This is a genomic window from Streptomyces chromofuscus, assembly GCF_015160875.1.
Classification (GTDB): domain Bacteria; phylum Actinomycetota; class Actinomycetes; order Streptomycetales; family Streptomycetaceae; genus Streptomyces; species Streptomyces chromofuscus.
This window is the reverse complement of sequence record NZ_CP063374.1, coordinates 5,215,795-5,229,207: the sequence shown is the minus strand read 5'-3', so window position 1 is coordinate 5,229,207 and position 13,413 is coordinate 5,215,795. Positions and strand designations below refer to the sequence as shown.

14 protein-coding genes are annotated in these 13,413 nt (G+C 72.5%); 6 read left to right on the top strand and 8 right to left on the bottom strand.

Annotation, left to right across the window (positions count from 1 at the left end; all coding sequences use genetic code 11):
* Window positions 1-132 precede the first annotated feature (132 nt).
* The 3 genes from IPT68_RS23710 to IPT68_RS23700 are packed head-to-tail and all read left to right on the top strand — an operon-like array spanning window position 133 to window position 3,203.
* Window positions 133-1,422 (top strand): magnesium transporter MgtE N-terminal domain-containing protein, encoded by a 1,290-nt coding sequence (locus tag IPT68_RS23710; protein ID WP_189696386.1) that lies wholly within the window; start codon window positions 133-135, stop codon window positions 1,420-1,422.
* On the top strand, window positions 1,412-2,026 hold the full coding sequence (locus IPT68_RS23705) for a DUF1003 domain-containing protein (RefSeq protein ID WP_189696385.1): 615 nt from the start codon (window positions 1,412-1,414) through the stop codon (window positions 2,024-2,026). Before IPT68_RS23710 ends, IPT68_RS23705 begins: the two co-directional genes overlap by 11 nt.
* Window positions 2,027-2,069: 43 nt before the next feature.
* Window positions 2,070-3,203, top strand: a complete 1,134-nt coding sequence (locus IPT68_RS23700) for an Mrp/NBP35 family ATP-binding protein (RefSeq protein WP_189696384.1) — start codon at window positions 2,070-2,072, stop codon at window positions 3,201-3,203.
* A gap of 277 nt (window positions 3,204-3,480) precedes the next feature.
* On the opposite strand, the gene IPT68_RS23695 is transcribed toward IPT68_RS23700, so the two are convergent.
* From IPT68_RS23695 to sigE, 5 genes are all read right to left on the bottom strand, one after another.
* Window positions 3,481-4,140 carry a hypothetical protein gene (locus IPT68_RS23695; RefSeq protein ID WP_189696383.1) on the bottom strand — a complete coding sequence of 220 codons (660 nt, stop codon included), beginning with the start codon at window positions 4,138-4,140 and terminating at the stop codon, window positions 3,481-3,483.
* Window positions 4,141-4,379: 239 nt separating this feature from the next.
* Window positions 4,380-4,799, bottom strand: coding sequence for a sec-independent translocase (locus tag IPT68_RS23690; RefSeq protein ID WP_189696382.1), 420 nt, complete (start codon window positions 4,797-4,799; stop codon window positions 4,380-4,382).
* Window positions 4,800-4,965: 166 nt separating this feature from the next.
* A complete protein-coding gene (locus IPT68_RS23685) occupies window positions 4,966-6,804 on the bottom strand; it encodes a S1C family serine protease (protein ID WP_189696675.1) in 1,839 nt (612 codons plus the stop codon).
* A 328-nt stretch (window positions 6,805-7,132) separates the two neighbouring features.
* Entirely contained in the window at window positions 7,133-8,098 is a 966-nt protein-coding gene (locus tag IPT68_RS23680) for a zf-HC2 domain-containing protein (RefSeq protein ID WP_189696381.1), read from the bottom strand.
* Window positions 8,095-8,793 carry an RNA polymerase sigma factor SigE gene (gene sigE, locus IPT68_RS23675; protein ID WP_189696674.1) on the bottom strand — a complete coding sequence of 233 codons (699 nt, stop codon included), beginning with the start codon at window positions 8,791-8,793 and terminating at the stop codon, window positions 8,095-8,097. Before sigE ends, IPT68_RS23680 begins: the two co-directional genes overlap by 4 nt.
* A 235-nt stretch (window positions 8,794-9,028) precedes the next feature.
* Between sigE and IPT68_RS23670 the strand changes: the two genes are divergently transcribed.
* A complete protein-coding gene (locus tag IPT68_RS23670; protein WP_308438740.1) occupies window positions 9,029-9,727 on the top strand; it encodes an O-methyltransferase in 699 nt (232 codons plus the stop codon).
* Between the two features lie 322 nt (window positions 9,728-10,049).
* Here IPT68_RS23670 and IPT68_RS23665 read toward each other — a convergent pair whose 3' ends face one another.
* Complete coding sequence (locus IPT68_RS23665; RefSeq protein WP_003966491.1) at window positions 10,050-10,217, bottom strand: DUF3117 domain-containing protein; 168 nt, start codon at window positions 10,215-10,217, stop codon at window positions 10,050-10,052.
* Window positions 10,218-10,595: 378 nt separating this feature from the next.
* Between IPT68_RS23665 and chcB the strand changes: the two genes are divergently transcribed.
* The gene (chcB, locus tag IPT68_RS23660; RefSeq protein ID WP_189696380.1) at window positions 10,596-11,399 is read left to right on the top strand and encodes a 2-cyclohexenylcarbonyl CoA isomerase; all 804 of its coding nucleotides are present in this window, start codon (window positions 10,596-10,598) and stop codon (window positions 11,397-11,399) included.
* Between the two features lie 22 nt (window positions 11,400-11,421).
* Here the strand turns inward: chcB and IPT68_RS23655 are convergent, their stop codons facing one another.
* Together IPT68_RS23655 and IPT68_RS23650 are read right to left on the bottom strand one after the other, a co-directional pair.
* Window positions 11,422-12,009, bottom strand: a complete 588-nt coding sequence (locus IPT68_RS23655) for a DNA-3-methyladenine glycosylase I (RefSeq protein WP_189696379.1) — start codon at window positions 12,007-12,009, stop codon at window positions 11,422-11,424.
* Window positions 12,006-12,359 carry a DivIVA domain-containing protein gene (locus IPT68_RS23650; protein ID WP_189696378.1) on the bottom strand — a complete coding sequence of 118 codons (354 nt, stop codon included), beginning with the start codon at window positions 12,357-12,359 and terminating at the stop codon, window positions 12,006-12,008. The genes IPT68_RS23655 and IPT68_RS23650 overlap by 4 nt, the downstream gene beginning before the upstream one ends.
* Before the next feature lie 155 nt (window positions 12,360-12,514).
* Here IPT68_RS23650 and folP point away from each other — a divergent pair, with 155 nt between their 5' ends.
* Entirely contained in the window at window positions 12,515-13,375 is an 861-nt protein-coding gene (gene folP, locus IPT68_RS23645; RefSeq protein ID WP_189696377.1) for a dihydropteroate synthase, read from the top strand.
* The last annotated feature ends 38 nt before the right edge of the window (window positions 13,376-13,413 follow it).

Genomic DNA, 13,413 nt, shown 5'->3' with positions numbered 1-13,413 from the left:
CGGAGCCAGTCCGTCCGGACCGCTCACCAGGGCGGATCCGATCGGGACGGGCTAGCCTGAAGCCCATCCGAGCGAGCATTTTCGACACAAGCGGAGCAAACGCAACGCACGGCAGGAAAAGGAGGCGCAGCCATGGCCGCGGGCGCCCCCAGGATCTTCGTCTCGCACCTCTCTGGCACCGCCGTGTTCGACCCGAACGGCGACCAGGTGGGCCGCGTACGCGACCTGGTCGCGATGCTGCGGGTCGGCAGCAGGCCGCCCCGGCTGCTCGGGCTGGTCGTCGAACTCACCACCCGCCGCCGCATCTTCCTGCCCATGACCCGGGTCACCGGCATCGAGTCCGGACAGGTCATCACCACCGGCGTGCTCAACGTGCGCCGCTTCGAACAGCGCCCCACCGAGCGCCTCGTCTTCGGCGAACTGCTCGACAAGCGCGTCACCCTCACGGAGACCGGCGAGCAGGTCACCGTCCTCGACCTGTCGGTGCAGCAGCTGCCGGCCCGCCGCGACTGGGAGATCGACCGGGTCTTCGTCCGCAAGGGCAGGAAGGGCGGCGCCTTCCGGCGGGCCAAGGGCGAGACGCTGACCGTCGAGTGGTCCGGCGTCACCGGCTTCTCCCTGGAGGAGCACGGGCAGGGCGCCGAGAGCCTGCTCGCCACCTTCGAGCAGCTGCGCCCCGCCGACCTCGCCAACGTCCTGCACCACCTGTCGGCGAAGCGGCGCGCCGAGGTCGCCGCCGCACTCGACGACGACCGCCTGGCCGACGTCCTCGAACAGCTCCCGGAGGACGACCAGATCGAGATCCTCGGCAAGCTGCAGGAGGAGCGCGCGGCGGACGTCCTGGAGGCGATGGACCCGGACGACGCGGCCGACCTGCTGTCCGAGCTGCCGGAGGAGGAGAAGGAGCGGCTGCTGAGCCTGATGCAGCCCGCCGACGCGGCCGACATGCGGCGCCTGATGGCCTACGAGGAGCACACCGCGGGCGGCCTGATGACAACCGAGCCGATCGTGCTGCGTCCCGACGCCACCGTCGCCGACGCGCTCGCCCGGGTCCGCAACCCCGACCTCTCCCCCGCCCTGGCCGCCCAGGTCTACGTCTGCCGCCCGCCCGACGAGACGCCGACCGGCAAATACCTCGGCACCGTCCACTTCCAGCGGCTGCTGCGCGACCCGCCGTACACCCTGGTCAGCTCGATCCTGGACGACGATCTGCAACCCCTCGCCCCGGACGCGGCGCTGCCCCTCGTCGCCGGGTTCTTCGCGACGTACGACATGGTCTCCGCACCGGTCGTCGACGAGTCCGGGTCGCTGCTGGGCGCGGTGACCGTGGACGACGTGCTGGACCACATGCTGCCCGAGGACTGGCGGGAGTCCGAGTTCGAGCTCGACGAGGGCGAGGGGGTGGTCGCCCATGGCTCCTGAGCGCGAGGTGGTGCGGCGCGAGGCGTGGCGCGAGACCGGCCGGGAGCGGGTGCCCGCCGGGGCCACGGCGACCACGCGCCCGCGCGCCCGGCTCGACCAGCCACGTCCCCGGCGGCCGAGAATGCTGCCCGAGTGGGACCCGGAGGCGTTCGGGAAGCTGTCGGAGCGCGTCGCCCGCTTCATCGGCACCGGGCGGTTCCTGGTCTGGATGACGTTCGTCGTCGTGGCGTGGGTGCTGTGGAACGTGTCCGCGCCCGCCGGCCTGCGCTTCGACGAGTTCCCGTTCATCTTCCTGACCCTGATGCTCTCGCTCCAGGCCTCCTACGCGGCCCCGCTGATCCTGCTCGCGCAGAACCGCCAGGACGACCGCGACCGGGTCAACCTGGAGCAGGACCGCAAGCAGAACGAGCGGTCGATCGCGGACACCGAGTACCTCACCCGGGAGATCGCCGCCCTGCGCATCGGGCTCGGCGAGGTGGCGACGCGGGACTGGATCCGCTCCGAGTTGCAGGACATGGTCAAGGAACTGCAGGACGGGCATCCGGACGGTCACCAGGTATTCCCGGCAGAACGGTCGGGGCTGCGTGACGCAGACGACCGCTGACGGGCTTTCCGGGGGAGACGGGCGGCGCCGTACCATCGTCCTTATGGCTACGGAAGACGCGGTGCGCGAAGCACTGGCGACGGTGAACGACCCCGAGATCAACCGGCCCATCACCGAGCTCGGGATGGTCAAATCGGTGGAGATCGCCGCGGACGGAGCGGTCGCGGTCACCGTGTACCTGACCGTCTCGGGCTGCCCCATGCGCGAGACGATCACACAGCGCGTGACCGAGGCGGTCTCCCGGGTGGACGGCGTCACCCGCGTCGACGTCACGCTCGACGTGATGAGCGACGAACAGCGCAAGGAGCTGGCGAACGCCCTGCGCGGCGGCCAGGCCGAGCGCGAGGTCCCCTTCGCCAAGCCCGGCTCCCTGACCCGCGTGTACGCGGTCGCGTCCGGCAAGGGCGGCGTCGGCAAGTCGTCGGTCACGGTGAATCTGGCGGCGGCGATGGCGGCCGACGGCCTCAAGGTCGGTGTGGTCGACGCCGACATCTACGGCCACTCGGTGCCGCGCATGCTGGGCGCAGACGGGCGTCCCACCCAGGTCGAGAACATGATCATGCCGCCGTCCGCGAACGGCGTGAAGGTCATCTCCATCGGCATGTTCACGCCGGGCAACGCCCCCGTCGTGTGGCGCGGCCCCATGCTGCACCGCGCGCTCCAGCAGTTCCTGGCGGACGTGTACTGGGGCGACCTGGACGTCCTGCTGCTCGACCTGCCGCCGGGCACCGGTGACATCGCCATCTCCGTGGCCCAGCTGGTCCCCAACGCCGAGATCCTGGTCGTGACGACCCCGCAGCAGGCGGCGGCCGAGGTGGCGGAGCGGGCCGGCTCCATCGCCGTGCAGACCCACCAGAAGATCGTCGGCGTCGTCGAGAACATGTCCGGCCTGCCCTGCCCGCACTGCGGCGAGATGGTCGACGTCTTCGGCACCGGAGGCGGCCAGACGGTCGCCGACGGCCTGACCCGCACCACGGGCACGAACGTCCCGGTCCTCGGCAGCATCCCCATCGACGTCCGCCTGCGCGAGGGCGGCGACGAGGGCAAGCCGGTCGTCCTGACCGACCCGGACTCCCCGGCGGGCGCGGCCCTGCGCTCGATCGCGGGCAAGCTGGGAGGCCGCCAGCGGGGCCTGGCGGGCCTGTCCCTGGGCATCACGCCGCGCAACAAGTTCTAGTGCCGCGACAGGCAACGTTCACCCCGTCCCGACGCCCGGCACGCCCTCTCGCCGCACCGGCCGGAAGCCCAAGTACATCCAGTACGAGGGCTTCCGGCCGGCACGTCGAGCGGACGCACCGGACGCCGCTCCTTGCCGGGCAAACGTTGCCTGCCGCGGCACTCGGTTCCCGCGCGGTTCCCGCACCACACACCCAGGACGGACGGCGAAAGGGCGCCCCGACCCGGCGGCGCCCTTTCTCACGCGCACGCGGCTTGTCCCGCGTACGCGGCGATTCTCACGCGTACGCGGCGATGTCCTTGATCACCGCGAAACCCAGCCCGTACGCGCTCATCCCCCGGCCGTAGGCGCCCAGGTGGACCCCCTCCGGCGTCGACCCCGCGAGGACCCACCCGAACTCGGACTCCCGGTAGTGGAACTGCGTCGGCACCCCGTCGACGGGGAGGGACAGCGACGACCACTCCTCCCCGGCGAGGTCGTCCGCCAGCGCCCACGCGGTCTCGGTCTGCTGCTCCAGCCAGTCGTCCCGCAGGCTGTGGTCCATCTGCCCGGGCCAGGTGAAGGACAGCAGCCCCACCCCCGCCAGCCAGGCCGCCGAGGAGACCGACGTGGCCTCCAGCAGCCCCGTACCGTCGGCACTGCGCCGCACCGGGTTCGCGGCGACGGTCACCACGACCGCGAACCGCTCCCGTTCCTCGCCGACCCCTTCGGCACGCACCGAGGGCTCGTCACCGTGGCCGACCGAACCGTGTTCCACGGCTCCGTCGGCCGTCATGCCCACCTGCATCAGCCAGCGCGGGCCCGTGAACGCCTCGTCAAGGCCGTACCACGGGAAGGGCGCACGCAGGTAGCCGTCGACCGTGCGCCGCGCGGAGAGGACCTGCTGCTCACCCTCCCCGGCCGGCGCCTGCGCGACTGCCCGACTCGTCGTCTCCATGTGCCCGGACGCCTCCTCGCTCTCGTCGGAACGGACGGCCCGCCCCCCTTCGGGCGTACTCGTCCGGTCCGCACAACAACTCGGCAGCATATCGACACCACTGCGAGCAGCCGCGAACGCGCCCGGCGCGTGGGTCGCCCGGGCGTCGTGTTCAAGCCGTCGGGACGGGTGCACGCGGGAGGCCACACGTCCACGTCCGACGCGGTGAGGGCGGGCCGGCGCCGCCGTCAGGTTCGCCGTCAGGTGGCGTCGGCGTCGAAGGGCGGGCGGTCGTCGGGCTTCTTCGTCATGTCGACGCGGGGACCCGAGGAACCGGAGGCGGCGGACGGCTCGGCGTCGCGGCCGTGGACCGCGTCCGTGACCTCGGCCATCTCCTTCTTCAGGTCGAAGCCGTTGCGGAGTTCCTTCAGCCCCAGGTCGTCGTTGTCCAACTGCTTGCGGATGAACGTCTTGGGGTTGAGGTCCTCGAACTCGAAGTCCTTGAACTCCGGGCCGAGTTCCTGCCGGATGTCCTGCTTGGCGCTCTCCGAGAACTCACGGATCTTCCGGACCGTGCGCATCACGTCCTGGATGACCTTCGGGAGCTTGTCCGGACCGAACACGAGCACGGCAAGGATGACGAGCGTCACCAGCTCCAGCGGTCCTATGTCATTGAACACCTGAAAGCTCCTTGCGATGTCCCGGGCCGGCTCCACGGTACCCGGCGATCGTGTCCGACCGGTACCGTCCCGTGCCCCCCACGTGCGGGTTAGTGAGCGTTTTTCCGGTTGTTTGCCTTGTGGGAGAGGGTGCGCGGTCCTGTCTGTGAGGTTTGTGTGAGTTTGCTCAGTCCCCGTCCGAGGAGCCGAGCACCAGCGAGATCGTGCGTTCCTCACCGTCCCGCCGCAGCGTCAGCTCCAGCCGGTCGCCCGGGCGGTGGGCGCGGGTCCTGACGATCAGTTCCTCACCGCTGTGGATCCGCTGCCCGTCGATCGCGGTGATCACGTCGCCCGGCTGGATCCCGGCCCTGTCGCCGGGGCCGCCGGGGGTGACCGGGTCACCGCCGTCGCCGCCCTTGGTGCCGACGCGGGCACCGTCGCCGGTGTAGTTCATGTCGAGGGTGATGCCGATGACCGGGTGGGTCGCCCGGCCGGTGTTGATCAGTTCCTCGGCGACGCGCTTGCCCTGGTTGATCGGGATGGCGAAGCCCAGGCCGATGGAGCCCGCCTGGCCGCCGTCCAGGTCGTCGCCGTCGGCGGAGCGGATGGCCGAGTTGATGCCGATCACGCGGGCTCGGGCGTCGAGCAGGGGGCCGCCGGAGTTGCCCGGGTTGATGGGCGCGTCGGTCTGGAGGGCGTCGACGTAGGAGACGTCGCCGGCGTCGCCGCCCTCGCCGCCCGCCGTGATGGGGCGTTCCTTGGCGCTGACGATGCCGGAGGTGACGGTCCCGGCCAGGTCGAAGGGGGCGCCGATGGCGACGACCGGGTCGCCGACCTGGACGTTGTCGGAATTGCCCAGGGGCAGCGGCTTCAGGCCGCTGACGCCGCGGACGCGGACGACCGCGAGGTCGTAGCCGGCGTCCCGGCCGACGACCTCGGCCTTCGCCGACTCGCCGCTGTGGAAGGTGACCGTTATCTCGCCGTTCGCGCCGGCGGGCTCCACGACGTGGTCGTTGGTGAGGATGTGGCCGCGGCCGTCCAGCACGAAGCCGGTGCCGGTGCCCGCTTCGGCGGAGCCGCTGACGTGCAGGGTGACCACGCTGGGCAGCGCCCGGGCGGCGATCCCTGCGACGCTGTCGGCGTCCCGCCCGGCGGCCTCCTGCCCGGCCTGTGGCAGCTCCACCCGGCCGACCCCGCCGTTGCGCTCCAGATACGCGCCCACGACACCGCCGACGCCGCCGGAGACGAGGGCGACGAGCACGGTGCCGACGACGAGGATCTTGAGCCCGCGCTTGTGACGCTGCTGCTTCGTGAGCACCGCGGCGCCGGTCTGCTGGAGAGGGGCGGGCGTCGGGGCGGCCCAGGGGTCGTAGCGCTGCCAGGGGTTGGAGGGGGCGGGGGTGGCAGCGGCGGGTGCGAGTGCCTGCCCGGCCGCCGGTGCAGTCGGCACTGTCGGTGCAGACGGGGCCGGATGTGCGGCCGGTGCCGGAGCAGCCTGCGTGTGGGCCGGGGCGGCCGGGGTGGTCTGAGCGGGCAACGGTGTCGGCAGCGCGGGTGCCGGAGCGGCTGGAGCGGACGCCGGGGCGGCCGAAGCAGGCGCTTGGGCCGCCGGAGCCGGTGCCGGGACCGCCGGAGCGGCTGAAGCAGGTGCAGGAACTACCGGAGCAGGCACCGAGGCCGCCGGAGCGGGTGCCGGGACCGCCGGAGTGGCCGCCGGAGCGGGCACCGGCGTCACCGGAGCAGCCGACGCGGGCCCCGTATGCGGCGGCGGTGTCACGGGAGCCCGGTCCGCCGTCGCCGTGCCCTGCGCGGGCGTGGTCGCCGGATGCTGTACGGGTGGGGCGGGTGCCCAGGGGCCGGGCCGGCCGTAGGGCGGGGTGCTGTAGGGGTCGGGGTCGTGGAGGGGCCTGCGGTCCTCGACGACGGGAGCGGGTGCCGGAACCGTGTCCGTCTGCGTGGCGGACACGCTCACGTCGTCCCGCGCTCCACCGGCCCCCGGTACGCGGTCCACGGGCGCGTCGTCCATCCACGCATCAGGTCTCGACGGGTCCCCGATCGACCCGTCGCCCTCGGACGCATCACCGGCCGACCCGTCGCCCCTCGGTGCCTGCGCCCCCGGCGCCTCGTCGGAAGCCGTCTGCGCGGGCACCTCCTCCGGGCGCCTCAGCTCGAAGTCGCCCTCCCCCTTGCCCGGCGTCGGCACGGTGCCCTCGTTCATGGTCTCCCCACAGTCGGCCGCAGCACGGCTCGTCGTCGGTGCGGCCGCAGTTCGTCGATTCCGCGCCGGACGCCGTGGCGCGGGCGCGTTTCCCCCTGGATTCAACCAGGTTCGGACGCCGTGGCCGAGGGGCCGGTCAGCGGGGTGCGCGGGCGGAGGACGCGGAGGGAGCGGGACTCCCGTCGGTGACGGGCGCCGCGAGCAGGCCGGGAACCGTGACCTCCGGTGCCGTCGACCAGCTGGTGAGCGTGATCGGCGGGGTCGCCGCCGGCGGACGTATCAGCGGCGACATCGCGGCCGCGCCGGCCACCACCGGTGCCGTGAGCGCGTGCACCGGCTGGGCCGCCACCCCGGGCAGCAGCGGTGCGGACACCTCCGTCGGCGCCACCGGCATGTCCCCGAGCGTCCGTCCGCCCTGTCCCTGCGCCAGCAGCGGGCCGACGCCGCGGCGCCGCTGGTTCTCGGGTGCCGTCGCCGTCCCGGATCCCGGCCGCGCCGGGGTCACGTTGCTGCCGGAGCCACCCCGCGTGTCCGTGTCGGCCGGGGTGCCGACGGTGACGCCGCCCAGGGCGATGGCGGCCAGGGACACCGCCCCGGCGGCCACGAAGGCGAACCGGCGCCCGCGCGAGGCCGCCGCCCGCTCGGCCTCACTGCGGCCGACGTCATGCATGCGGAAGCCGCGCTGTACGGAGCCGGGCAGTACGGACGCGTGCGCGGCGGCGGGGACGTACGCGAAGTCGAAGCGCTCCCCGCGCCTCACCCCGAAGACGCCCGGGGCGCCGGGCCGTGCCGTGGGCAGTCCGCCGCCGAAGCCGCCCCCCATCGGTGGTACACCACCGTCGACATCACCTCCGCCGGGCAGCCCCTGGAGACGGGCCAGGAAGCTCTCGGAGGGCGGCGGCGGGGCGGCCTCCGCGAAGACGTTCTTCAGCCGGCGCTGGGCGTCGACCTCCGCCTTGCACTTCGGGCAGGTCGCCACGTGCGCCAGCACGCGCTCACGCGTGTCATGACCGAGCTCACCGTCCACCAGGGCGGCGAGTCGGTCTCCCAGGTGCTGCTCTGCGAGGTGCTCCTCGGCAGCCGTCGGCCGTGTGCCACTCACGCGGACGCGCCTCCTCCCCCCAGAGCGGGGACACGGGGCACGAACGAGCGGCGCTCGGCTCGCGCCTCCGGAGACCGGTGCGCGAGGGCCTTCCGCAGCTGGGAACGGCCGCGGTGGATCCGCGAGCGGACGGTGCCGAGCTTGACGCCGAGGGTCGCGGCGATCTCCTCGTACGACAGTCCTTCGATGTCGCACAGGACGACCGCGGCGCGGAACTCGGGCGCGAGGGTGTCGAGGGCCTGCTGGACGTCCGCGTCGAAGTGCGCGTCGTTGAAGACCTGCTGCGGGGACGGCTCGCGGCTGGGCAGCCGCTCGGCCGCGTCCTCGCCGAGGGCGTCGAAACGGATGCGCTGCTTACGGCGGACCATGTCCAGGAAGAGGTTCGTGGTGATGCGGTGCAGCCAGCCCTCGAACGTGCCCGGCGAGTACGTCGACAGGGAGCGGAAGACGCGGACGAAGACCTCCTGCGTGAGGTCCTCGGCGTCGTGCTGGTTGCCGGTGAGGCGATAGGCCAGCCGGTAGACACGACCGCTGTGGGTGCTGACGATCTCCTCCCAGGTGGGCGGAGTCCACGCCTGCCCGTCCGCGTCGGTGGTGAAGGTCGCGGTCCGGTCGTGGCCGGCGGCGTGGCTGTGGTCAGCGGTGTCGTTCACGGATTTCGGCCTGCCCGCCGACCCGAGGAAGCGCCGCAGCACTCCTGTGCGGTCCACAGGCGCAGCCGCACCTCCCCTGTCAGCTCTGGTGGTGTCCAGTGGAGCCCCTACCATAGCCACCTCGCCCGTTAGCTCCCCATAAGCGGTTTTACGAGAAATTGATCTGTGCTGATACGGCTCATGCGGCTGCGTCAGCACTTGCTCGCCGTCCCGCTCGCGGTCGTGATCCAACTGTGTCCCCCGCCGTCGTCTCCCACCCCTCTAAACGCCCGGTCCCATCTGCGGGTTCCCGACGCCAACGGATACAGTCACGCCCAGGCAACCACGGGGACAGGAGAGGGTCATTACCGGCAACCGGCTGACGAGCTGGGCGTTCGCCGACGCCTTTGTCGCCGAGGACGACGCGCTGCACTGGGCCCGCGACCGGGCCCAGGACGCAGGGCTGCGCTCGGTGTCGCCCGGCACGGGCGCGGCGCTGCGGTTGCTGGCCGCCTCCGTGGACGCCAAGGCCGTCGCCGAGATCGGCACCGGCACCGGTGTCTCCGGAATCCATCTGCTGCACGGGATGCGCCCGGACGGCGTGCTGACCACGGTCGACCCCGAGCCGGAGCACCAGCAGTTCGCCCGGCAGGCCTTCCGCGCCTCGGGGTTCGCCAGCAACCGGGCCCGCTTCATCCCCGGCCGCGCCCTGGACGTGCTGCCCCGGCTCGCGGACGCCGGCTACGACCTCGTCTTCTGCGACGGTGACCGGCTGGAGGTGCTGGACTACCTCGCTGAATCGTTGCGCCTGCTGCGGCCGGGCGGCCTGGTCGTGTTCGAGGGCGTCTTCGCCAACGGGCGCACGGTGGACTCGGGGCCGCAGCCGACGGAGGTGCTGCGACTGCGGGAACTGCTGCGGGCGGTGCGCGAGAGCCAGGAACTGGTGCCGTCGCTGCTGCCGGTGGGCGACGGGCTGCTCTGCGCCGTCAAGCGGTGAGCGGTGAGCGGTCTCGGCGGATCGCTCGCCCGTGACACCGGTACAACCGGCAGTCCTCCGCCCAGGAAACCGGTGGGACCGGAGTCGCTCGCCCGGCCAACCGGTACGACCGACAGTCGCTCCCCCGGGCAACCGATGGCCAGGGCGGAGCGCTGCCACGACGGCCCGCCGCACCGCTTGCCGAGGAAGCCGGCGGACCGCTGCCGACCGCCCGATGACCCCGACGACCTGGTGGACCGCATGTTCGATGCACCCGGGCAAACAACCGCCCCGGCACCGAATGCGGTGCCGGGGCGGCTGAAAGGGTATGGTCGCCTCCGGGTCAGCCCACGACCTTCTTGAGGGCGTCGCCGAGCGCGTCGGCCTCGTCCGGGGTCAACTCGACGACGAGCCGACCGCCGCCTTCGAGCGGAACGCGCATGACGATGCCCCGCCCCTCCTTGGTCACCTCGAGCGGGCCGTCACCCGTCCGCGGCTTCATGGCCGCCATGCTCGTTCCCCTTCCTGAAAACCAGCTCATCGTCAAGGCCGACGGCCCGCTGAAGGGCACGCGCGGTCCGTGAAGCCAGACACGCGACACCGGCATCGAACACATTGCTTCCAGGCCATTATCCCGCATCTCACGACCCGATGACCAACATCAGTCGGCATCGCTTGGGCAACGCGCGCGAGCAAAACCACTCAATTCGGCGATGTGACTGCGATACTGCGCAGCCGCACGGACATCCGCGGTCCGGAAACCGTCCCGAATTGTTTGACGCAGCTCACACGGACGTCCGGGGCCGTCTCCGGTGATCTCCGCCATGCTGTCTCAGACAGGACGTACCGACCGGTACGCCCCGAGCCGCCGAACCGGAGGGGATACGCCATGGCAGACACCGTGCTCTACGAGGTGAACGACGGGCTCGCGACGATCACGCTGAACCGCCCCGAGGCGATGAACGCGCTGAACATCGAGGCCAAGGTCGCCCTCCGGGACGCGGTCCGGACCGCCGCGGCCGACGACGCCGTCCGGGCGGTGCTGCTGACCGCCGCCGGTGACCGGGCGTTCTGCGTGGGCCAGGACCTCAAGGAGCACATCGGACTGCTGGCCGCCGACCGGGAGGCGGGCGAGGGACAGACGATGAGCACCGTGCGCGAGCACTACAACCCGATCGTGCGGGCGCTGACCGAGATGGCGAAGCCCGTGGTCGCGGGCGTGAACGGGGTCGCCGCCGGGGCCGGCTTCGGCTTCGCGCTCGCCGCCGACTACCGGGTCGTGGCGGACACGGCCGCCTTCAACACGTCGTTCGCGGGCGTCGCGCTGACCGCCGACTCCGGTGTCTCCTGGACGCTGCCGCGCGTGGTCGGCCCCGGACGCGCCACTGACCTGCTGCTCTTCCCGCGCAGCGTCAAGGCGCAGGAGGCGTACGAGCTGGGCCTCGCGAACCGGGTCGTGCCGGCGGCGGAGCTGCGCGCGGAGGCCGAGAGCGTGGCCCGCGCGCTGGCCGAGGGACCGACGGTGGCGTACGCCGCGATCAAGGAGGCCGTGGCGTACGGGTTCAGCCACTCCCTGGCCGAGACGCTGGAGAAGGAGGACGAACTCCAGTCGCGGGCGGGGGCGTCGGAGGACCACGGGATCGCGGTCCAGGCGTTCGTCAACAAGGAGAAGCCGAAGTACCTGGGCCGCTGAGCCGGTCCGCGGGGTCCGCCGCTCAGCCGGCGCGGCGTGCGCAGCAGTCCACGAGGTGGTCGTCGACCAGACCGCAGGCCTGCATCAGCGCGTACGCCGTCGTCGGCCCCACGAAGCGCAGGCCCCGCTTCTTCAGGGCCTTGGACAGGGCCGTCGACTCCGGGGTGACCGCGGGGACGTCGGCGAGGGTCTTCGGCACCGGGCGGGTGGCCGGGTCGGGCGCGTGCGACCAGATCAGGTCGTCCAGCTGGCCCGGCGCCCAGTCGGCCAGCGCGCGGGCGTTGGCGAGGGTGGCGTCGATCTTCGCGCGGTTGCGGATGATGCGGGCGTCGGCGAGGAGGCGCTCGCGGTCCTCGTCGGTGTAGGTGGCGACCGTGGCGATCTCGAAGTCGGCGAAGGCGGCGCGGAAGCCGGGGCGGCGGCGCAGGATGGTGATCCAGGACAGGCCGGACTGGAAGGCCTCCAGTGACAGCCGTTCGAACAGCGCGTCGTCGCCGTGGACCGGGCGGCCCCACTCCTCGTCGTGGTACGTCACGTAGTCCGGCGTGGACAGCGCCCAGGGGCAGCGGAGCGCGCCGTCCGGGCCGGCCAGGGCGGTGCCGTCGCTCATCGCTGCTCGTCCTCCCGGCCCGGCTTGTCCATGGGGACGCGGGCGGCGGCCTGCGCACCGGCCAGGGCGGACTCCAGGTCGGCGATCCGGGCTTCCCGCTCGGCGAGCTCGGCGGCGAGGCGGTTGAGGGCGTCGTCGACGTCGGCCATGCGGTAGCCGCGGGCGGCGAGGGGGAAGCGCAGGGTGTCGATGTCCGCGCGGCCGACCGGGCGGTCCAGGGGCAGCGGGTCCTGCAGCCGTTCGGGAGCGGCCTCGGGGAGCGGGCCGTGCTCGCCGCCGCCGACCACGGCGAGGGTCACCGCGGCGACCACGACGGCGAGGGCGACGACCAGGAAGAAGAACATAACCATCGCTGAGGTCCCCACGCGGAGTGTGCCGGCATACGTGTGGCGTACGCCGACGTCGGATGTGTCAGGGTCCGATCGTGCCATGCGAGTCTGACAGTTAGGGTCGCAGGCGGCCGCAAAGGGCCAGGACCAGGACGAACGAGGAGAGGTCACAGGGGATGCTCAGGCTGGGCAGGCGGGAGTTCGACCCGCGCGAGCCGGTGATCATGGCGATCGTGAACCGGACCCCGGACTCGTTCTACGACCAGGGCGCCACGTTCCGCGACGAGCCGGCCCTGGCCCGGGTGGAGCAGGCGGTGGCCGAGGGTGCGGCGATCATCGACATCGGCGGGGTCAAGGCGGGACCCGGCGAGGAGGTGACCGCGCAGGAGGAGGCGCGGCGGACGGTGGGGTTCGTCGCGGAGGTGCGGCGGCGGTTCCCCGACGTGGTCATCAGTGTCGACACCTGGCGGCACGAGGTCGGCCGGGCCGTGTGCGAGGCCGGCGCGGATCTGCTGAACGACGCGTGGGGCGGGGTGGATCCGCGGCTCGCGGAGGTCGCCGCACGGTACGGGGTGGGACTGGTGTGCACGCACGCGGGCGGGGCGGAGCCGCGTACGCGGCCGCATCGGGTGACGTACGACGACGTCATGGCGGACATCCTGCGGGTGACGCTCGGGCTGGCCGAGCGGGCGGTGGCGTTGGGCGTGCCGCGGGAGTCGGTGCTGATCGATCCCGGGCACGACTTCGGGAAGAACACGCGGCACAGTCTGGAGGCGACGCGGCGGCTCGGGGAGATGGTCGAGACGGGGTGGCCGGTGCTGGTGTCGCTGTCCAACAAGGACTTCGTCGGTGAGAGCCTGAACAAGCCGGTGAAGGAGCGGGTGATCGGTACGTTGGCGACGACGGCGGTGTCCGCGTGGCTCGGGGCGCAGGTGTACCGGGTGCACGAGGTGGCCGAGACCCGTCAGGTGCTGGAGATGGTGTCGGCGATCGGCGGGTGGCGCGAGCCGACCGTCGCCCGCCGGGGCCTGGCCTGAGGCCCCCGAGGCCTCGCCCGCCATGCCGTCCGATGCCG